This is a genomic window from Nocardia wallacei, assembly GCF_014466955.1.
GTDB classification, from domain to species: domain Bacteria; phylum Actinomycetota; class Actinomycetes; order Mycobacteriales; family Mycobacteriaceae; genus Nocardia; species Nocardia wallacei.
This window is the reverse complement of the sequence record NZ_AP023396.1, coordinates 3502845-3521757: the sequence shown is the minus strand read 5'-3', so window position 1 is coordinate 3521757 and position 18913 is coordinate 3502845. Positions and strand designations below refer to the sequence as shown.

Below are 18913 nucleotides of genomic sequence, written 5' to 3'. Positions count from 1 at the left end.
CGCGCTCACACCGCGATGCCGAGTGCGCCCGCCACCGCGCGGGTGAGGTGGTCGGTCACCTCGGCCGGGGTCCAGCGCCGGTGTTCGGTGAGGTCGTAGACGACGCGCTCGTCGAAGATGGTGATCCACAACAGGACCGCGTAGGTGAGGTCGTACTCGGTGGTCTGGCCCGCGCGGGCCAGGGCGTCCAGTACGCCCGCGAGGTGGTCGTGCAGGGCGGTGATGGATTCGTCGCCGTCTGTGAGGCGTTCGACGAAACCCTTGCTGCTGCGCACATAGCGCACCGCCGGGCCCCACTGCATCGCCTGCTCGACCCAGATCTGGCAGCACCGGTGGAAACGCGGCACCGGCTCGAGTCCGGGGTCGACCGCGTCGAGCGCTCCGATGAGCTGTTCGATGGCGCGGCGGTGGAACGCCTGCATCGCGTCCTGCGGCGTCGGGAAGTGCCGATACGCGGTCGCCACCCCGACTCCGGCCGCCGCGGCCAGTTCGGGCATCGAGAAGCCGACCCGGCCGGACCGCAGCAGGCTGCGGACCGCGTCGACGAGCAGCAACCGGCTGCGCTGGGCGTCGCTGCGAGTGTTCACGGGCACCTCACCATCCTGCACAGACCGTCGCCGTCCGGGGCGTGAGGGGCCGAAAATCACCGGGCGGCAGAGCACCTCGAGTGGAGAACTTCTTCGCGATCACGACCCGCGGTGCTCGAGCAGTTCACCATGGACGCCGCAAGTATGGCCGCCATCAACGCTTTTCGGGGGCACGGACCACGCCGAGGAGCGGTCGACGCCATGACGGCGATCCAACGGGCGGCAGACCCGGGGATGGTCAGGCCGAACGGAGCGCGCGGCCGATCACAGCACGTAGGTCGCGGAGTTCTCGGTCCAGTTCCGGGGACCGGCGGATCTCGAAATCCACTCCGAGGGTGAGTAGGCGGGTGGCGAGCCAGCGGGGGTCGTCGTCGCGGTCCGTGCGTAGGCGGCAGGTGTGATCGCCGGTCGGTTCGAGGATTCCCGGCGTCTCGCCGAGGCGGCCGGTGATCCGGTGGGCCGGAGCGTGAATGGTGATGTCCACGTTGTATCGCGGTGTGCCCCAATCGGTTCGGTCGCCTGCCAGGTAGGCGGCGGCGTCGGCGGCGGGGAGGGTGCGCGGGGTGCGGCGGGCGCCGGTGGGCTGGGCTCGGTCGACGCGGTCCACGCGGAAGCTGCGCCAGTCGTCGCGGTCGAGGTCGTAGGCCACCGCGTACCAGCGTCTGCCTCGCACCGCCAGGCCCGCGGGCTCGACGTGGCGGCGGGTCTCGGTCCCGGCGGCGTCACGGTAGGTGAAACGCACCCGCTCCTTGTTGGTGACGGCGGCGGCGAGGGCGCTGAGCACCTCGGGGTCGGCATTCGGGCTATCGCCCGCGGCGGCCGCGGTCGCGGTGCTCACCACCCTCACCCGGCGGCGTAGGCGCGCGGGCAACACCTGTTCCAGCTTCGCCAGCGCGCGCACCGACGCCTCCTCGATACCGGCGACCGCCTGGCCCGCCGCCGCGCGCAGCCCGACCGCGACCGCTACCGCCTCCTCGTCGTCGAGCAGCAAGGGCGGCATCGCCGTCCCCGCCAGCAGCCGGTAGCCGCCCGCCGCGCCCAGCGTCGCCTCGATCGGATACCCCAACGCCCGCAACCGCTCGATATCCCGCCGCACCGTCCGATCGGTCACCCGCAGCCGCACGGCCAATTCACTACCGGGCCAGTCACGCGGCGTCTGCAGCAGCGACAGCAGGCGCAGCAGACGAGCAGGGGTATCGGTCATACGATGCATCCTGCCGCACCACCAGGACTGGTCCTGTCCTAGATGGGGCGACGTGCCGTGTGCGCCGGGCCAGGACGAGCCCGGCACCGAGACGAGAGGCACCCCGCTCGAATGCCCAGGTACACACGGGTTGTCCGTACCACCGGCGGCCGGTGCGTCCGCCCACGCCCGGATGATCGGCCACGGGCGAAGTCAACGGGCAACAGCCCTGTGCCACACCGGCATTCGACTGGCTAGCGTCCGGTCAGGGCGGGGTGAGACGGGGCTCGGCCGGGATCACCATGGTCGGGGTGGGGGCGTCCGCTTCCGCCGGGCCCGGCTGGGCGTAGCCGAGCCAGCCGGTACCGACGAAGACGGCGAGGAGGAGGGCGGTGGGGAGGTCCAGTAACAGCCAGCCGGGGGTCCAAGCGGGGGCGGGGCGGCGCTCGGCGCGATCCTCGCGCCGTGGGATCGGTACCGACCAATAGTCCGCGCCGTGCACCCGACCTGTCACCGAACCTCCATCGTTTCGATCGTCCGGATCCTCCGGCCGTTTGCCGGAAACCCGCCAGCACACCAGGATTACCGATCCCGGCGTTCGCCACACCGGTAATGCACAGGACAATCGGCGTGTCTTTCGGGAACAACTGTCAACTGGACAGTTGCCACACTCGCAGCTCGGCCCCTCAGCGTTCGCTGGCGTCGGGGATGGCGGGCGGGCACACGCCGCCCGGCACGGTCGCCAGCTCGAAGTGCCAATATTCGTTGGCGTAGGTGCGGCACAGCCCCCAGCGGTTGCCGTTGTCCTCGAGCCAGCGAGCGCCCTCCTCGGGCCCGACATCGACCGCCCGGCCCTGGACGTGGGTGGACTCCTCCGGCGGCAGCACCCAGCGGCGCGCCGCGTCGGGACTGCCGTAGGTGGCCAGGCCGTCCTGCCACAGTTCTTGCTGCTGCTCGGGCGTGCGATAGCCGGAGGTGATCGACAGCGGCACCCCTTCGGCGTGCGCCTGCCGCTCGGCGAGGGTGTACGCGGCGGCCAGGGCCGGGTCGAGACCCGCTGTGCCCTCGGCGGATTCGGTGGACACGGGCGCGGCCTGCCCGGCGGGCGCCGCCCAGCCACCGATCCCGATCCCGACCACCAACACCGACCACACAACTCCTCGCAGCATGCGAAAGATCCTATCCAGCGATAACAGCTACTCGACAGCAAACAGGACTATCCGTAGTTTTCGGACCATCACCCTGCACGTCGACGCGCGTCTGCGTGTCCGCGGCCGAACTCCCCGCCCACCGGCTACCTTTACAGGCGTTCGGTGGTCTGTCGGCCCGACGGCGAGGAGGGTGTCATGGCACTTCCGATGACGGCGCACGTACTGGTGTCGCTGGCGGCCGGGCTCGGTGCGACCGCGCTCGTGGCGCTCACCACCCGAGCCCCGACGAGAACCGATTCCGGCGCCCGCGACAACTACGTGACCGCGGTGCGGACCGCCGCGCGATGAGACGCGCTCAGACCCGTTCCTTGGAGCGGGTGCGCACCCGCAGCGCGATCGGCTTCTGCGTCTCGGCGAAGAAGTCGTTGCCCTTGTCGTCGACCACGATGAACGCCGGGAAATCCTCGACCTCGATCTTCCACACGGCCTCCATGCCGAGTTCGGGGTATTCGAGGACCTCGACGTTCTTGATGCAGTCCAGCGCCAGCCGGGCCGCCGGGCCGCCGATCGAGCCGAGGTAGAACCCGCCGTGCTCCTTGCACGCTCTGGTCACCTGGGCCGAGCGATTCCCCTTGGCCAGCATGACGAATGAGCCGCCCGCCGCCTGGAACTGGTCGACGTAGGAATCCATCCGCCCGGCCGTCGTCGGCCCGAACGAGCCGGACGCGTATCCGTCGGGCGTCTTGGCCGGACCGGCGTAGTAGACGGCCATGTCGCGCAGATACTCCGGCATCGGCTCGCCCGCGTCCAGCCGCTCCTTGATCTTGGCGTGCGCGATGTCGCGGGCCACCACCAGCGGCCCGGTCAGCGACAGCCGGGTCTTCACCGGGTACTTCGACAGCTCGGCGCGGATCTCCGACATCGGCCGGTTGAGGTCGATCCGCACCACGTCGCCGCCGAGGATGGCATCGGTCTGCTCCGGAAGGTATTGCGCCGGTTCACGTTCCAGCTGCTCCAGGAACACGCCCTCGGGAGTGATCTTGGCCAGCGCCTGCCGGTCGGCCGAGCAGGACACCGCGATCGCCACCGGGCAGCTCGCGCCGTGCCGCGGCAGCCGGACGACCCGCACGTCGTGGCAGAAGTACTTGCCGCCGAACTGCGCACCGATGCCGAAGGATTGGGTCAGCCTGAAGACCTCCTCCTCCAGCGCCAGATCACGGAAGCCGTGCGCGGCCATCGAGCCCTCGGTCGGCAGGTCGTCCAGATAGTGCGCCGAGGCGTATTTCGCTGTCTTGAGGGCGAATTCCGCACTGGTACCGCCGATCACGACCGCCAGGTGATAGGGCGGGCAGGCCGCGGTGCCGAGCGAGCGGATCTTCTCGTCCAGGAACTCGAGCATCCGCTCCGGGTTCAGGACGGCCTTGGTCTCCTGGTACAGGAACGACTTGTTCGCCGAGCCGCCGCCCTTGGCCATGAACAGGAACTTGTACGCCGGATGCGCGGGATCGCCCGCCGCCGAATACAATTCGACCTGCGCGGGCAGGTTCGAGCCGGTGTTCTTCTCGTCCCACATGGTCAGCGGCGCCAGCTGCGAGTACCGCAGGTTCAGCTTCGTGTACGCGTCGTACACGCCGCGGCTGATCCACTCCGCGTCGTCGGCGCCGGTGAGCACGCCCTCGGACTTCTTGCCCATCACGATCGCGGTGCCGGTGTCCTGGCACATCGGCAGGATGCCGCCGGCGGAGATGTTGACGTTCTTCAGCAGGTCCAGCGCCACGAACCGGTCGTTGCCGGAGGATTCCGGATCGTCGATGATCCGGCGCAGCTGCGCCAGGTGCGCCGGGCGCAGGTAGTGGCTGATGTCGTGCATGGCCTCGGCGGTGAGCAGGCGCAGCACCTCCGGCTCGACCTCCAGGAAGGTCCGCCCGCCCGCCTCGAACGTGCGCACGCCCTCGGTGGTCAGCAGCCGGTACGGCGTCTCGTCCGCACCGATCGGCAGCAGATCCGAATACAGGAACTCAGGCGCGGACACGTTTCGCACACACTCCTCGACGAGGGGCTGCGGCGCACGGGCGCACGGGCAGCCGGGTGAATCCAAGCGATTCGACTCTAGCCAGCACCCGATGCCGGCCCGATCTCAGGCAAGCCTAATCTCATCGGGGTCACAAAGGTTGCACCTTCAACAATGGGGGTGTACCTGTCGTCAGGAGTGGTGGCCGAGGCCGGGGAGGCAATAGCATGACGTATCAGGGACCTGGAGAGGAATCGTGACCGAACCCCGTTGGCTCGACGATCTCGAGAAGCGCGCGTGGCTCGGTTTCGTGTTCACTCGCGATCTCATCGCCGCGGCGGTCGGACGCGATTCGCTGCGCGCCTCGAATCTCACCTATGTCGAGTACACGGTGCTGGCCCGCCTGGCCGACGCCCCCGACCACCGGCGCAGCTTCGCCGAACTGGCCGCCGTGCTGGAGTGGTCGCAGAGCCGGCTGTCGCATCAGATCACCCGGATGGAGAAGCGCGGGCTGGTGGCCCGCGAATCGATCCCCGACGACGCCCGCCGCACCGCGGCCGTGCTCACCGGCAAGGGCGCGGACGTGCTCGACACCGCCGCACCCGCACACGTCGCCAGCGTGCGCAGGCACATGATCGACGTGCTCGACCGCGACCAGCTCACCGCCCTCGCCGACATCTACGACACCCTGCTGGCCCATCACCGAAGACCGGGCGAGGCCCCGCACCCAGCCTCCCCTGCCCCGCCGGAGGACCGAAACATCCCCTGACGGGGATGTTTGTTTTGTGTCTCAGCGGGTATCGGGTAAGACTAGGCTCGTAGTGGCATGCTGGATTGCAGCCGTGCGAGTCACCTGACGAGTAGCCACCTACCCTTACGAAAGGGGCAGGAGTTTCCAATGTCCGACGTGTCCATCGGTCTGTCGCCGGATTCCCGGCCGACCGGCCAGGTCGACAACCTCCTCCCGGAGTTGGTCGAACACCTGCGTCAGAATCGCACAGAGCTCCGCGAGGAATGGGCGCGCCGCATCACGGATGCCCAGCTGCTGACCGCTATGACGCCGGAGGAGATCTTCTCCGAGGCGACCTCGGTCTACGACAACTACGTCGAGGTGTTGGAAACCGGTAGCGTCGAGGCGCTGCAGGCGTACGCCCGCGATCTGTCCGAGCGCATCATTCCCCGTGGCGTCGAGACCGACGAGGTCATCGGCATCGTGCTGCTGCTGCGAGATGTGCTGGCGCGCAGCCTGTTCGAGAAATACCAGTCCAATTTCGACCTGCTCAAACGCGTACTCGACGCGTACGAACCGGCCGCCAACCGCATCGCCAACACCGTGGCCGTGTCCTTCGTGCAGGAGCGCGAGCGCGTCATCCGCCAGCAGCAGGAGGCCATCCGCGAGCTGTCCACGCCGGTCCTGCAGGTGCGCGAACAGCTGCTCATCCTGCCCATCATCGGTGTGCTGGACAGTCAGCGGGCCCGCCAGCTCACCGAGCAGCTGCTGCGGGCCATCCGCGCCAACCGCGCGAAGCTGGTCGTCATCGACATCACCGGTGTGCCCTCGATCGACTCCACGGTGGCCAACCACCTCGTGCAGACGGTCGACGCGTCGGGCCTGATGGGCGCCAGCGTGATCATCACCGGCCTGTCCTCGGAGATCGCGCTGGTCCTGGTGACCATAGGCCTCGATCTGTCGAAGATAAAGGCGGTCGGTGACCTGCAGGGCGGTATCGAGGAGGCGGAGCGGCTGCTCGGCTACGAGGTCTCCCGCGTGACCGATCGACACGGACGCTGACCCGGGGCGCCCCCATGCCGGTACCCATTCTGAAACAGGGCACCTACCTCATCGCGTCCGTGCAGTCGGCACTGACCGATGCCGATACCGAGCGGCTGCAGGACGACTTGATGAAGTACGTCAGCAAATACCGCGCGAAGGGCATCATCGTCGACGTCACCGCGATCGATGTGATGGACTCCTTCGCCGCCCGTTCCTTGCGCACCATCGTGCACATGACCAAACTGCGCGGCGCCCAGACGGTGATCGTCGGGCTGCAGCCGGAGGTCGCGTTCGCCATGGTGCAACTGGGCCTGACGTTCGAAGACATGCATACCGCGCTCGACCTCGAGGAAGGGCTGGCCTGGCTCAACAGAAAGTTCGCCACCTTCCAGCGAGATGGTTCGTGACCGTGACCGCTGACAACGTGGTGATCGCGGTCAAGATGTCCAACGACATCGTGACCGCGCGTCAGGCCGGGCGGGAGCTGGCTGCCAAGCTGGGCTTCACCCTGACCGACATCACCATGATCTCCACGGCCATCTCGGAGGTGGCCCGCAATATCACCAGCTATGCGGGCACCGGCGAGGTCCGCGTGACCGTGGAAGAGCGGGAGGGCCGTCGCGCGCTCGTCGTGCAGGCCCAGGACCAGGGGCCCGGCATTCCCGATATCGCCCGCGCCCTGGAGGACGGCTATTCCACCGGGCGGGGCCTGGGCCTGGGCTTGCCGGGCGCCAAGCGGCTGATGGATCGGCTGCTGGTGGAGTCCGCGCCCGGGCAGGGCACGCTGGTGGAAATGTGGAAGTGGGTACCCACCGGTGTATGAGGACGGCTACATCGGCGCGGTCGAGTGGGCGGTCGCGGGCCGTGCCCTACCCGGTCAGAAGGTATCGGGGGATCGATCGGTGGTGCTGGACGCCGGGGGCGGCGCGGTGCTGTTCGCGGTGCTCGACGGGCTGGGCCACGGCGCCGCGGCCGGTGAGGCCGCCGACCGGGCGGGCCAGGTGCTGTCGGAGAATCGCGCCGAACCGCTCGACGTGCTGATGGTGCTGTGTCATCGCGCCATGGCCGACACCCGCGGGGCGGCGGTGTCGCTGGCGCTGTTCAGTTCCGAGGACGAGTTGCACTGGCTCGGCGTCGGGAACGTGGAGTCGCGGGTGGTGACGGCCGGGCCCGGCAAACCCGCCCTGCGCGCGACCGCCCTGCTGACCGGCGGCATCGTCGGCTATCTGCTGCCTCCCAATCTGCAGACCCAGACGGTCGCGGTGCGCCCCGGCGATCTGCTGCTGATGTCCACCGACGGCATCGTGGACGACTTCGTCGACGCCATCGATCTGGCCAAATCCACCGCCGACATCACCGCCGACATCCTCGGCCGCCACGCCAAGGACACCGACGACGCGCTGGTGCTGGCGGCCCGGCACCGCGGGCACACGGATCCGGCGCCGTGAGCGCCGTGCTCGCGGCATTCCGCGACGCCTACGCGAACGCCCTTCGGCTGCACCTGGATTCGCCCACCCAGAACACCCTCGCCGAAGGGTACGAGCTCGGCCGCCGTGCCCTGGTCGAGGGCGTGAGCATCCTCGATCTCACCGAACACCACTTCCGCCTCCTCGACCGCGCCGGTCTGGTCGACGCCGCCAAGGGCACCGAGACGGGCAATCGCGCCGAGGCCGCGCTGGAATTCCTGCTGCAGACCCTCGCCGCGCTGGACGTGGCGACCCGCGGCTTCCTCGACATCAACCGCAGCTACGAATTGCAGCGGCTGCGCACCGAGGACCTGGAGGGGCGCGACGCGTTCCGCACGGCGCTGGTCGAATCGCTGCAGGACGGCTTCTTCGTCGCCGATTCGCGGGGCACCCTGACCGAGGTGAACTCCGCCTTCGGCGCCATCACCGGCTACGGCCCCGACGGCGCGCCCTATCCCTTGCCGCACCCGTGGGCAGCCGACGACGGCGGGAAGTATCCGGATCTGGGCACCGAGGCGGCCCGGTTCGTGATGCCGGTGTGCCACCGCGACGGCCGGCGACTGTGGCTGGCGGTGAGCACCTCGTCGCTGGTGAAACCCGAGGACGACGAGCGCATCTTCGTCGGCACCATCCGCGACGTCACCGCCGAGCACGACGCGCAGGCCCGCGATCAAGCGGTGTCGCGGCTGGCCACCGCCGTGGCGGGCGGCACCAGCGTGGTCGAGGTGCTCACGGTGGGGCTCGAGGAACTGCGCCGCGCGATCGGGGCCGAGACGGCGGTGGTGTCGGTGTGGCCGAACCGTCAGACCGGGCCCGAACTGTACGTGTCCGGACCGGTGGCGAGCACCGGCGGCGACAATCCGGACGCCGAGCCGGAAGGCAGCGAATCGTCCACCGGCGCAACGGAATCCGAGGCGGCGGTCTCCCGCCAGGTGCTCGACGCCCGGGCGCGGGCGCTACTCGACCGGGCCCGGATGCGACCGGGCCGGACGATGTTCGCGATCCCGGAGGGTGCCTCCACCTCGGAGGGCATCGTGGCCCCGCTGGGCGAGACCGGTGATGCCGCGCTGTGGTTGCGCTTCGCCGCGCCGCGGGCCATCAGTCCCGGTGACTGGGCGTTGTTCTCGCTGCTGGTCGGGCATCTCAGCCTGGCCGTGCAGCGCGCCCGCAACTTCGACCAGGCTCGCTCCACCTCGCTCACGCTGCAACGCGCGATGCTCGGCCCGATCGAACTGCCGCCGCGGTTCTCGGTGCACTACGAACCGGCGCTGCCGCCGCTGGAGATCGGCGGCGACTGGTACGACGTGGTGCCGCTGCGCAACGGCACCATCGGCCTGGTGGTCGGCGACTGCGTCGGGCGTGGGTTGTCGGCCGCGGTGGTGATGGGCCAATTGCGCACGGCCGCACGGGCTCTGCTGCTGCGCGGCGCGGGCCCGGCCCAGCTGCTCGGGGAACTCGACACCGTCGCCGCCAGCATCCCGGGCGCGATGTGCACGACGGTGTGCGCGGCCATCCTCGATCCCGAGCGCGGCCTGATCCGCTATTCCAGCGCCGGGCACATGCCGCCGGTGCTGGCCGATCCGGGCGGCAAGGGCCGACTTCTCGAGGGCGGGCGCGCGGTGCCGCTGGCGACGTTCGATCCGCCCCAGCGTCCGGAGGCCACCACGCCGCTCGCCCCGGGGTCGACCCTGGTGCTGTTCACCGACGGGCTCGTCGAACAGCGCGGCATCGACATCAATATGCGCTTCGACGAACTGGCCGACGAATTGTCCGGCGCCGCCGACGACCCGCCTCGCGAGGTCGCCGACGCGGTGCTGTCCCGGCTGCGCCCGGCCGGCGGTTACGACGACGACGTGGCCATGGTGGTCTACCGGCAGCCGCCGCGGCCGCTGCGGGTGGACGTGCCGGCCGAGGCGGGCCGCCTCGCCGCCGTGCGCCGCGAGCTGGCGGCGTGGCTGAGCGCGGCCGCGGTCCCGCAGGAACTGGCCGCCGATATCGTCGCCGCCGCCAACGAGGCGTGCAGCAACAGCATCGAGCACGCCTATCTGGGCGGTGCGCCGGGCGATATGGTGCTCACCGCCGACTGCGCGATCAATCAGGTCACCATCGAGGTCGCCGACACCGGCGTCTGGCGGCCGCTGCCGGAGGACCCGGGCCCGCGCGGGCGCGGTATCGCCATGATGCGCGCGCTGACCGACGAACTCGTCATCGACAACACCGGCGTGGGTACCCTGGTGCGGATGGTCGTGAAGCTGCCCGCGGTCACCTTCTCGGCCGCCAGCCGGATCTGATGCGCAGAGGCGACACGGCGGCGCAATCCCGCCAGCGACCGCTCGCTGCCGTCCGGAACACCCGTGCACCTGCGGTTTTCGCGGCGGGCAGAACTACGAAACACCGGTCAATACGACGACGATGCAGCGGGGAGAGCGGGTTCATGGCAGATTGTCTTGATGTGACCAATACTTCCGGAGACGCGTATCCCCTCGCCGACGCGATGACCACCTCGGTCTCGGTGCACGACGAAGCGACCGTCCTCACGGTGGCCGGTGAGGTCGACCTGGCGACCGCACCCGCACTGGAGAACGCGATCGATGCGGCGCTGAGCGGCAGCCCGGCGGCCTTGATCATCGACCTGCTGCAGGTGACGTTCCTGGCCTCCGCCGGGATGGCCGCACTCGTCGGCGCGCACCAGCGGGCCGGGCAATCGACCCGCATCGCGGTGGTCGCCGACGGTCCGGCCACGGGACGCCAGCTCAAGATGACCAATCTCGACCAGGTCTTCGCCCTGCATCCGACCTTGGACGAAGCCCTGGCCGGGCTGCGCGAAGGCTGACGCGCGCCCGGCCGCGGCGGCTCAGACCAGGTCGCGCAGCTGCTCGATCAGCTCGACCCGCTCGGCCGGGGTGCCGGCCAGCGGGACCACGTTCAGTACCGTGACGCCCGCCTCGCGGAAGGCCGCGACACGTTCCTTGACGAAGCCGGCCGGACCGATCAGGGAGATGTCGCGGACCAGTTCGTCGGGCACGGTCGCGGCCGCCGCGTCCTTCTCACCGGCCAGATACAGCTCCTGGATGCGGTCGGCCTCGGCGCCGTAGCCGTACTTGGTGGCCAGTGTGTGGTAGAAGTTCTTGCCCTTGGCGCCCATGCCGCCGATGTACAACGCCAGGTGCGGCTTGACGAACTCGCGCAGGCCCTCGACATTGTCGCCGATGGCCAGGGCAGGTCCGGCGTACACGTCCAGCTCGCCCAGGGCCGCGTCGCGCTTGGCCTTCCCGGCGGCCAGCGCGTCGCCCCAGACGTCGTTCGCCTTCTCGGGCAGGAAGAAGATCGGCTGCCAGCCCTCGGCGATCTCGGCCGCGAGTTCGACGTTCTTCGGGCCGAGCGCGGCCAGCAGCACCGGAATCCGGTCCCGCACCGGGTGATTGATCAGCTTCAGCGGCTTGCCGAGGCCGGTGCCCCGATCGGCGGGCAGTGGGATCGTGTAGTACTTGCCCTCGAATTCCAGCCGCTCGCGCCGCCACACCCGGCGGCAGATCTCGACCACCTCGCGCGTGCGGCCGATCGGCGCGTCGTAGGGCACGCCGTGGAAGCCCTCGATCACCTGCGGGCCGGACGCGCCCAGGCCGAGGATGTAGCGGCCGTCGGAGACGTAGTCCAGACCGGCGGCGGTCATGGCGGTCAGCGTGGGGGTGCGGGTGTAGAGCTGCAGGATGCCGGAGGCCAATTGCACGCGTTCGGTCTTGGCGGCGAGGTAGCCCAGCCCGCTGACGGCGTCGTAGGAGTACGCCTCGGGCACGAAGGCGATGTCGAGGCCCGCCCGCTCCAGATCGGCGACCTCCGCCGCCACCTCTTTGAAGCCGCCCGCATAGTTGATGCCCAGTCCGATACGCATGGACCCGAACCTACCCAGTCTTCCCGTGCCGTCCGCGCCCAGGGCGGCGCGCCGGACAGGACTTCGGCGTGGCCGTCACCGCCTGCCGGGGCGCCCCGGTCGTGAGGGCGGACGCGCCCCGGTACCGGCCTCGCGTCGGACGGCCCCGCCGCGCCCGGTACGGTTGTCGGCGAACCGCATGCCGATCTTCGAAACGGGAGGCCCCGCAGCATGTCTCAGGACACCACGTCGTCGCCGCAGACCACGACGTTCGGGGAGGCGGCGATCGGGCGGTACCTCGAGGATCTGGCGGCGAAGATCCCGGCGCCCGGCGGCGGCGCGGTGGCCGCCCTGCACGCCGCGCAGGGGGCCGCGCTGGTGGCCATGGTGGCCCGCTACACCACCCGCGCCAAGGACGCCGACAACCGTCCCGTGATCGACCGCATCATCGCCGCCGCCGACGCGGCCCGCGAGCGCGCGCTGGCGCTCGCCGAGGCCGACGCGGCCGCCTTCACCGCGGTCGGCGCGGCCTACAAGCTGCCCAAGTCGACCGACACCGAGACCGCCGCCCGCACCGAGGCGATCACGGCCGCGCTACTGCAGGCCGCTCGGGTGCCCGCCGCCGTCGTCGCCGAGGCGGACGAAATCCTTTCCCTGGCAACAGATCTGCTGCCGATCGGCAACCCGAACGTGGTGACCGACATCGGCGCGGCCGCCGACGCCGCCCGCGCCGCCGCCACCAGCTCACAGCTGAACATCGCCATCAACGTCGCCTCCCTGCACGAGGACCACGGCGCCGAATTCGCCCCCGCCCTGCGCACCATAGAGGAGATCGTCGCTCGCGCCGATGCCCTGCACGCCGACGTAGTAGCCGCCATCACGAGCTGACCGCCCCAGCGACTCTTCCCGCCCCCGCAACCACAACGCTGTCCGGCGCGGCTCGGATTCGGGTGCCGCTGCGCAGCGACGACCGACCCTTCGCGCCCCCAGCAGCCACAACGGTTTTCGGCGCGGCTCGGTTTTCGGGTGCCGCTGCGTTCGCGACGAAGGAGCCAGCAGCGGCACCCGAAAACCGAGCCACAGGGCGCCGAAAACCCGCCGCAGCGAAGCGGAGGCCAAGAAATGCATCCCTCACGTGTGGCGGTCCAGCCAGTCGAGGGCGATGGCGCGGCCGACCTGGGCGCCGGTGTTGAGGGCTTCGGTGTCGAAGCCGTGGTCGAGATACGGTAGTTCGACGAGGCGGTTGGCAACCCCGGCCGCGGTCAGCTCGTCCGCGAATTCGGCTGTGCGCGAGGCGAAGACGAGATGGTCACCGCGGCCGTGGAAGAGCAGGGTCGGCGGGGCGGCCGGGGTGATCTGGGGCGCGGAGTCGGTGGCGGCGTAGCGCTCCGGGAAAGTGGCGGCCGGGCCGCCGAGGTATTGCCGGGACAGCGACTCGCCCTGTGCGGTGTCGGCCGCGGAACCGCTGAGGTCCACGGCCGGGTAGACGGCGACCACCGCGCGCACCTTCGGCAATTCCGTGGCGGTGCCGCAACTGGGCCGCAGACGTCCCGCGTTGGCCTTGTACGCCACGTTGATCGCGAGGTTGCCGCCCGCCGAGCCGCCGAAGGTGGCGACGCGCTCGAGGTCCCAGCGGTATTTCCGGGCGTGCGCCGCCGCCCACGTCAGCGCGCAGCCGACATCGGCGTCCTCGGTGTTCCAGCGCGGGTGGTCGGCGTCGGCCAGCCGGTAGTCCACGTCGAGGACGGCGTAGCCCTGCTCGGCGAGCCAGTGGTTGTACGGGCCGGGCCCCTTGCTGCCGCCGACGAATCCGCCGCCGTGGATGTGCACCACCAGCGGCGCCGGGTCCGGCCGGGCGGCGGGCAGGTACAGATCCGCCCGCAGCGGCTGACCGTCGAGGGTCGCGTAGGTGATCGTCTCGTCCGGCGATTTCCCCGCGGTGACTAGGGGGATCGGCGCGAACAGCACCCATCGGCCGGTCGCCGTGTGCGCGGACAGCGCCAGCCCGGTGGCGGTGACCAGGCACATCACCAGTCCCGCCGCGGTCACCGCGGTGATCGCCCCGGTCGGCCACGTGCCGCGCAGCCGGACCGCCAGCAGCGCCGCGAGCACCGCGGCGCAGGCGAGCACGAGGTTCCATGAGCCGAGCCAGTCGCGGAACCAGCCCAGGCCCAGCACGACGAGTTGCGCGAAACTTACTCGCAGCAGCGGCCGCGTCCACGGCACGGGCAGGAGGGCGAGCAGCTGTGCGAGCAATGTGTAGAGCCCCAGCAGCACCGCGACGGACAGCAGCAGGCCGCGCACCGGCGTCCACCATCGCCGCCGCGGTCGCGCGGCGGCGTCCGCCGCCGTTTCCCCGGCCCCGGCCTCCACCTCGCCTCGCAGCACGATCCCCGATGCTACGGAGCCGCGCGGCCGAGCGCCGCGCAACCGTCCGATATGTCCGGTTACGGGACGAGACAACGGGTACGCCCATAACAGATGGACTGCTGCGAGATATGTTGCGACAGGCCACCTTTTGATCACGAACCGAAAACATTCCGGAGGCGTACATGATCATGGAGATCTAAGATGAACGTCTCATAACCACACCTGAGGGGGTGGAGCCATGCGGAACATGATCAGGCATCTGTTCCTGGCGATCCTGATCGCGGCGCTCGCGGCGATCACATCCGGCACGGCGGCGGCGGTGAGGGTGGCACCGCAGCTCTCACCCGTGCAATCGATTTCACCGGCCGACGGCGCGGTCGTCGGCATCGCGCATCCGGTCACCGTCCGTTTCGCCGCCCCGGTCGCCGATCGGGCCCGCGCCGAGCACGCGGTCCGCGTCGGCACCCTGGACGGCACGTTCACGTGGAACGGTGACAGCGAGCTGGTCTGGCATCCCGCCGGATTCCTGCCCGCGAACACCCCGCTGACGGTCACCGTCGGCAACGCCCGCACGGACTTCCGAACCGGCGGCGGCACCACCGCCGACGCCGACATGTCCGCGCACACCTTCACCGTGTACGTCCCCGGTCAACCGCCGCGGGTGATGCCCGCCTCGATGGGCAAGCCCGGCCACGAGACGCCGGTCGGCACGTTCCCGGTGATGGAGAAGTTCCGGAGTATCACCTTCGACTCCCGCACGATCGGCATCCCGCTCAGCGATCCGGACGGCTATCTGCTCACCGGTGAGTTCGCCGAGCGGCTGACCTGGGGCGGAGTCTTCGTCCACTCGGCACCGTGGTCGGTGGACTCGCAGGGTAACGCCAATGTCAGCCACGGCTGCATCAACCTGCCGCCCGACGACGCCCAGTGGTACTACAACACTGTCGCCGTGGGTGACCCGGTGACGGTGCACTGGTAATCGACCGGCCCCCGGATGCCGGACCCCGGGTCACGGCATCCGAGGCCAGGCCCTGGCGGCCAGCGCCTCGGCGGCGCGGCAGGCGGTGTCGATGTTCCCGTCGGCCGGGCGCACCAGCAGGGTCGCGTTCTCCACCAATGCCTTCGGCGCCGGATAATCCAGCTGGAACAGCTGGTTACCGGGCCAGGAGGGCCAGGTCCGGCCCTCCAGTACGGCGATGCAGGACGTTCCCGCTGTCGTGACCCGGTGCATGATGGTGTCGCGCCCCGCGATCGTGGTGCGCGTGTAGCCGGCGCCCAGCGTGCGCGGCGGCGACACGTCCAGATGGGTGAGGAACAGGACCTCGGCGGTCCGGCCGTCCTCGGCGGTGGACCGCCACATGCATTCGTGGGCCGCCCGGCGGCCCGGCCGCTGCGACCGCCCGCCGGGGAATTCCACGACGGCGGTGACATCGGTTTCGGTCAGTGCCGAGCACAGGTCGACATGCCCCTGCGACTGCGGCGGGAAATCCAATGTGCCGATGACCCCGGTGTGCAGCACGGTCAGCAGCGACCGGGTGGCGCGATCGGCGGCGGCGCACGGATCGACCCGATCGTTGGCGGGCCGGTCGGCGTGGGATTGGATCGAGAACGAGGTGTCGGCCGAATAGACGACGCGAGCGCACTCACCGCGCTGCGGCGCCCGCTGCTCGGCCACCTTCCAGTCGCCCTCGGCGCGCACGGTGTATTCGTCGTCGCGCTCGACATCGTTGCCCATGCCGCGCTGGCGCTTGGTCACCGCCACGGTCAGCAGCCGCGGGCTGTCGGGCAGGTCGACCGATGCCTCGCAGGTGTCGAAGTTGTGCGGTTTGATCTGGATGCGCGGGCGACCGGTCTTGTCGCGCTCGGCCAGGTCCGCGTACATCTCGGCGCTGAGGTAGCCGCACGGGTCCCAGGCGAAGTTGTCGCCGTCGACCTCGTGGCCCGCGCCGGCCGGTCGCGCATGCCCCGCCGTCGTACCACCGAACGACGCCCCCGCCGCACCGCAGGCGGCCGCCAGCAGGATCACCACGACGACGATCGCCACCCGGCGGAAACGCCCGCGACGGAACTGCTGCAAGGCCATTCGCTCCCCCTCGAATTACACCGGCGCACACATGCTTTCGCCCGCACTCCCGACACGAACCGCGGCTCACCGGACCGCGAGGCGAAATCGCGAACGCGATCGCCCGGCTCCCGGCGACGCGTTCATGCCCCCGGAGGATACCGCCCTCGCGGCCGCGCCGCGGGCTAGTTGTGATGTCAGCTAGTCCGCGCGCCCGGACTCCGCCGCGCGCACCACGTGGCGCATGAGCAGGGCCGTGGTCACCGGACCGACACCGCCCGGCACCGGGCTCAGCGCACCGGCGCGGCCCCGCACCGATGCCGCGTCCACATCGCCCACGATGCCGCCGTCGGGGCCCTCGTTGGTGCCGACGTCGATCACCACGGCTCCCTCGCGCACGTGCTCGCCGGTGATCAGGCCCGCGCGGCCCACGGCCGCGACCACGATATCCGCCGCGGCGGTGACCGCGGGGAGGTCCACGGTGCGGGAGTGGCACACGGTCACGGTCGCGTTCTCCGCCAGCAGCAGTTGGGCCAGCGGTTTACCGACCACGTTCGAGCGGCCCACGACCGCCACGTGGCGACCGGCGAGCGGAATCCCGTGGTGCGCGGCCAGTTCCACGACCGCCTCGGCCGTGGCCGGGGGGAAGGTGGGCAGCCCGGCCGCGAGCAGGCCCAGCGACAGCGGGCTCACGCCGTCGACGTCCTTGCCCGCGGCGATGGCGGAGCTGACGTCGTCCAGCGCCACACCGGCCGGCAGCGGCGTCTGCAGCATGACCGCGTCGACGGCCGGATCGCCGCTCAGCTTCGTCAGCTCGGCGCGAATCGCTTCCGCGGTCGCGTCGGCGCCCAGATCGACGGTGTCACAAGCGATTCCGAGGCGGTCCGCGGCACGTTGCAGCGACTTCACGTACCAGCCGCTGGCCGGATCGTCGTTGGCCACCACCAGCACCAGTCGCGGCGCGCTCCCCCGCTCGGTGAGCGCGGCGGCGCGCTGCTCGGTGTCGGCGTTGAGTGCGGCGGCGAGTTCCTTGCCGGTCAGCGAAGTCGTGTCCACGAATGCCCACCTTAACGGTCGCCCGACCGCGCCCTACAGCGGCAGTCGCGCGCGGCCCGTCACGGCGCCGTCGAGATCGGCGAGCCTGCCGGCCAGCGGCGACGGCAGCACCCCCGAGATATCGGCCGCGGACGCCGATCGGTGACCTCCGAGGCGACGCCGGTGATCACGACCCGCCCATCCGGTGCGGGCGCCACGGTCGAGGGTGTCGGCCGCGAACCATGGCCCGCCGAGGCCGGATGGCGTTGTCCGCCTGCGGGACCGGGCGGATGGCGTATGCGCGACGGCGCCCTTGCGCGCGCGGCGCATGCGGTCATAGAGTGACTTCCCGGGCAACTACCGTTGTCCTTACGATATACCGTACGACAGTGCCTTGCCGATCGCCGCGACCACGGTCCCGGCCGCGGGCCCCGGCGCACGGCGATCCGAGGAGGGCACGTGCGCGGCCGGTGCCGACGTGCGGTCCAGCACGGCCGCGCGATCGCGGTCGGCCTCGGATCAACCCAGTACTGAAGAGGTTTCACCGTGTCGCTTCTCACCGGTCGGGTCGCCGTGGTCACCGGCGGGGCCCAGGACATCGGCTTCGCCATCGCCGAGACGTTCGTGCGCGCGGGCGCCCGGGTGGTCGTCGGCGACCTGAATCCCGGTGGCGCGCAGGACAAGCTGGGGCCCGAGGTGACGCGGGCGATGCGCTGCGACGTCACCCGCGCCGCGGACGTCGAAGCGCTGCTCGCCACGGCCGTCACCGAGTTCGGCGCGCTCGACGTCATGGTGAACAACGCCGGGATCACCCGCGACGCCGGCCTGCGCACCATGACCGAGGACGAGTTCGATCAGGTCATCGCCGTACACCTGAAGGGCGCCTGGCACGGCACCCGGCTGGCCGCGGCGATCATGCGCGAACGCGGGCGCGGCAGCATCGTCAACCTCTCCTGCCTGTCGGGCAAGGTGGGGATGGCGGGCCAGACCAACTACTCGGCCGCCAAGGCCGGGATCGTCGGGCTGACCAAGGCCGCGGCGAAGGAGACGGCCCGGCACGGCGTGCGGGTCAACGCGATCCAGCCCGGCCTGATCCGCACGCCGAGGACCACGGCCGTGCCCGCCGCCGTCTGGGACCAGAAGCTGTCGGAGATTCCGATGGCGCGCCCCGGGGAGCCGGAAGAGGTCGCGAATGTCGCGCTGTTCCTGGCCTCGGACCTGTCGTCGTATATGACCGGCGCCACCCTCGAGGTCACCGGCGGCCGGTTCATGTGACGGGCCCGAGATCATCGCGGACCCTTGTGGCCGAATACTGAATAATTTACAGTTACAAGGACAAGAATGCCGTTCCGGGCGCACGGTCTCCGTGGGCCCGGATTCGTGTCACCGTTCGGAGTCCGTCG

At 70.4% G+C, this 18913-nt stretch carries 20 protein-coding genes; 11 read left to right on the top strand and 9 right to left on the bottom strand.

The window, feature by feature from the left end; all coding sequences use genetic code 11:
• Positions 1 to 5: 5 nt before the first annotated feature.
• The 4 genes from NWFMUON74_RS15635 to NWFMUON74_RS15620 form a co-directional block, all read right to left on the bottom strand.
• Positions 6 to 593 carry a TetR family transcriptional regulator gene (locus NWFMUON74_RS15635; RefSeq protein WP_187688509.1) on the bottom strand — a complete coding sequence of 196 codons (588 nt, stop codon included), beginning with the start codon at positions 591 to 593 and terminating at the stop codon, positions 6 to 8.
• A 232-nt stretch (positions 594 to 825) separates the two neighbouring features.
• Positions 826 to 1791: a helix-turn-helix transcriptional regulator gene (locus NWFMUON74_RS15630; RefSeq protein WP_187688508.1), complete on the bottom strand. Its 966-nt coding sequence runs from the start codon at positions 1789 to 1791 to the stop codon at positions 826 to 828.
• A 244-nt stretch (positions 1792 to 2035) separates the two neighbouring features.
• On the bottom strand, positions 2036 to 2284 hold the full coding sequence (locus NWFMUON74_RS15625) for a hypothetical protein (protein ID WP_187688507.1): 249 nt from the start codon (positions 2282 to 2284) through the stop codon (positions 2036 to 2038).
• 172 nt (positions 2285 to 2456) lie between these two features.
• The gene (locus NWFMUON74_RS15620; protein WP_187688506.1) at positions 2457 to 2939 is read right to left on the bottom strand and encodes a M15 family metallopeptidase; all 483 of its coding nucleotides are present in this window, start codon (positions 2937 to 2939) and stop codon (positions 2457 to 2459) included.
• Between the two features lie 177 nt (positions 2940 to 3116).
• Here NWFMUON74_RS15620 and NWFMUON74_RS15615 point away from each other — a divergent pair, with 177 nt between their 5' ends.
• The gene (locus tag NWFMUON74_RS15615; RefSeq protein ID WP_187688505.1) at positions 3117 to 3269 is read left to right on the top strand and encodes a hypothetical protein; all 153 of its coding nucleotides are present in this window, start codon (positions 3117 to 3119) and stop codon (positions 3267 to 3269) included.
• Between the two features lie 7 nt (positions 3270 to 3276).
• Here NWFMUON74_RS15615 and NWFMUON74_RS15610 read toward each other — a convergent pair whose 3' ends face one another.
• Positions 3277 to 4953: a fumarate hydratase gene (locus NWFMUON74_RS15610; protein WP_187688504.1), complete on the bottom strand. Its 1677-nt coding sequence runs from the start codon at positions 4951 to 4953 to the stop codon at positions 3277 to 3279.
• 235 nt (positions 4954 to 5188) lie between these two features.
• Here NWFMUON74_RS15610 and NWFMUON74_RS15605 point away from each other — a divergent pair, with 235 nt between their 5' ends.
• From NWFMUON74_RS15605 to NWFMUON74_RS15575, 7 genes are all read left to right on the top strand, one after another.
• Entirely contained in the window at positions 5189 to 5701 is a 513-nt protein-coding gene (locus tag NWFMUON74_RS15605) for a MarR family winged helix-turn-helix transcriptional regulator (RefSeq protein WP_187688503.1), read from the top strand.
• Positions 5702 to 5830: 129 nt separating this feature from the next.
• Positions 5831 to 6724: an STAS domain-containing protein gene (locus tag NWFMUON74_RS15600; RefSeq protein ID WP_187688502.1), complete on the top strand. Its 894-nt coding sequence runs from the start codon at positions 5831 to 5833 to the stop codon at positions 6722 to 6724.
• Positions 6725 to 6738: 14 nt separating this feature from the next.
• Positions 6739 to 7113 carry an STAS domain-containing protein gene (locus NWFMUON74_RS15595; RefSeq protein ID WP_187688501.1) on the top strand — a complete coding sequence of 125 codons (375 nt, stop codon included), beginning with the start codon at positions 6739 to 6741 and terminating at the stop codon, positions 7111 to 7113.
• A 35-nt stretch (positions 7114 to 7148) separates the two neighbouring features.
• Positions 7149 to 7529 (top strand): ATP-binding protein, encoded by a 381-nt coding sequence (locus NWFMUON74_RS15590; protein ID WP_187689184.1) that lies wholly within the window; start codon positions 7149 to 7151, stop codon positions 7527 to 7529.
• Complete coding sequence (locus tag NWFMUON74_RS15585; protein ID WP_187688500.1) at positions 7522 to 8154, top strand: SpoIIE family protein phosphatase; 633 nt, start codon at positions 7522 to 7524, stop codon at positions 8152 to 8154. The genes NWFMUON74_RS15590 and NWFMUON74_RS15585 overlap by 8 nt, the downstream gene beginning before the upstream one ends.
• On the top strand, positions 8151 to 10463 hold the full coding sequence (locus NWFMUON74_RS15580; protein ID WP_187688499.1) for a SpoIIE family protein phosphatase: 2313 nt from the start codon (positions 8151 to 8153) through the stop codon (positions 10461 to 10463). Before NWFMUON74_RS15585 ends, NWFMUON74_RS15580 begins: the two co-directional genes overlap by 4 nt.
• A gap of 203 nt (positions 10464 to 10666) precedes the next feature.
• On the top strand, positions 10667 to 11005 hold the full coding sequence (locus NWFMUON74_RS15575) for an STAS domain-containing protein (RefSeq protein ID WP_187689183.1): 339 nt from the start codon (positions 10667 to 10669) through the stop codon (positions 11003 to 11005).
• A 21-nt stretch (positions 11006 to 11026) separates the two neighbouring features.
• On the opposite strand, the gene NWFMUON74_RS15570 is transcribed toward NWFMUON74_RS15575, so the two are convergent.
• The gene (locus NWFMUON74_RS15570; RefSeq protein ID WP_187688498.1) at positions 11027 to 12064 is read right to left on the bottom strand and encodes an LLM class F420-dependent oxidoreductase; all 1038 of its coding nucleotides are present in this window, start codon (positions 12062 to 12064) and stop codon (positions 11027 to 11029) included.
• Between the two features lie 210 nt (positions 12065 to 12274).
• Between NWFMUON74_RS15570 and NWFMUON74_RS15565 the strand changes: the two genes are divergently transcribed.
• A complete protein-coding gene (locus NWFMUON74_RS15565) occupies positions 12275 to 12931 on the top strand; it encodes a cyclodeaminase/cyclohydrolase family protein (RefSeq protein ID WP_187688497.1) in 657 nt (218 codons plus the stop codon).
• Positions 12932 to 13174: 243 nt separating this feature from the next.
• Here the strand turns inward: NWFMUON74_RS15565 and NWFMUON74_RS15560 are convergent, their stop codons facing one another.
• Positions 13175 to 14431 carry an alpha/beta hydrolase gene (locus NWFMUON74_RS15560; RefSeq protein ID WP_187688496.1) on the bottom strand — a complete coding sequence of 419 codons (1257 nt, stop codon included), beginning with the start codon at positions 14429 to 14431 and terminating at the stop codon, positions 13175 to 13177.
• A 220-nt stretch (positions 14432 to 14651) separates the two neighbouring features.
• Here NWFMUON74_RS15560 and NWFMUON74_RS15555 point away from each other — a divergent pair, with 220 nt between their 5' ends.
• Entirely contained in the window at positions 14652 to 15392 is a 741-nt protein-coding gene (locus NWFMUON74_RS15555; protein ID WP_187688495.1) for a L,D-transpeptidase, read from the top strand.
• 30 nt (positions 15393 to 15422) lie between these two features.
• Here the strand turns inward: NWFMUON74_RS15555 and NWFMUON74_RS15550 are convergent, their stop codons facing one another.
• Positions 15423 to 16496, bottom strand: a complete 1074-nt coding sequence (locus tag NWFMUON74_RS15550) for a hypothetical protein (protein WP_187688494.1) — start codon at positions 16494 to 16496, stop codon at positions 15423 to 15425.
• A 180-nt stretch (positions 16497 to 16676) separates the two neighbouring features.
• Positions 16677 to 17531: a bifunctional 5,10-methylenetetrahydrofolate dehydrogenase/5,10-methenyltetrahydrofolate cyclohydrolase gene (locus NWFMUON74_RS15545; protein WP_187688493.1), complete on the bottom strand. Its 855-nt coding sequence runs from the start codon at positions 17529 to 17531 to the stop codon at positions 16677 to 16679.
• Between the two features lie 525 nt (positions 17532 to 18056).
• Here NWFMUON74_RS15545 and fabG point away from each other — a divergent pair.
• On the top strand, positions 18057 to 18785 hold the full coding sequence (gene fabG, locus NWFMUON74_RS15540; protein WP_187688492.1) for a 3-oxoacyl-ACP reductase FabG: 729 nt from the start codon (positions 18057 to 18059) through the stop codon (positions 18783 to 18785).
• Positions 18786 to 18913: the final 128 nt, after the last annotated feature.

Bases quoted from the DNA above. Each gene is read 5' to 3' on its own strand.
- NWFMUON74_RS15595 (WP_187688501.1), top strand. From the start codon at position 6,739: ATGCCGGTACCCATTCTGAAACAGGGCACCTACCTCATCGCGTCCGTG.
- NWFMUON74_RS15570 (WP_187688498.1), bottom strand. From the start codon at position 12,064: ATGCGTATCGGACTGGGCATCAACTATGCGGGCGGCTTCAAAGAGGTG.
- NWFMUON74_RS15550 (WP_187688494.1), bottom strand. From the start codon at position 16,496: ATGGCCTTGCAGCAGTTCCGTCGCGGGCGTTTCCGCCGGGTGGCGATC.
- NWFMUON74_RS15630 (WP_187688508.1), bottom strand. From the start codon at position 1,791: ATGACCGATACCCCTGCTCGTCTGCTGCGCCTGCTGTCGCTGCTGCAG.
- NWFMUON74_RS15590 (WP_187689184.1), top strand. From the start codon at position 7,149: ATGTCCAACGACATCGTGACCGCGCGTCAGGCCGGGCGGGAGCTGGCT.
- NWFMUON74_RS15620 (WP_187688506.1), bottom strand. From the start codon at position 2,939: ATGCTGCGAGGAGTTGTGTGGTCGGTGTTGGTGGTCGGGATCGGGATC.
- NWFMUON74_RS15555 (WP_187688495.1), top strand. From the start codon at position 14,652: ATGCGGAACATGATCAGGCATCTGTTCCTGGCGATCCTGATCGCGGCG.
- NWFMUON74_RS15600 (WP_187688502.1), top strand. From the start codon at position 5,831: ATGTCCGACGTGTCCATCGGTCTGTCGCCGGATTCCCGGCCGACCGGC.
- NWFMUON74_RS15575 (WP_187689183.1), top strand. From the start codon at position 10,667: ATGACCACCTCGGTCTCGGTGCACGACGAAGCGACCGTCCTCACGGTG.
- NWFMUON74_RS15565 (WP_187688497.1), top strand. From the start codon at position 12,275: ATGTCTCAGGACACCACGTCGTCGCCGCAGACCACGACGTTCGGGGAG.
- NWFMUON74_RS15615 (WP_187688505.1), top strand. From the start codon at position 3,117: ATGGCACTTCCGATGACGGCGCACGTACTGGTGTCGCTGGCGGCCGGG.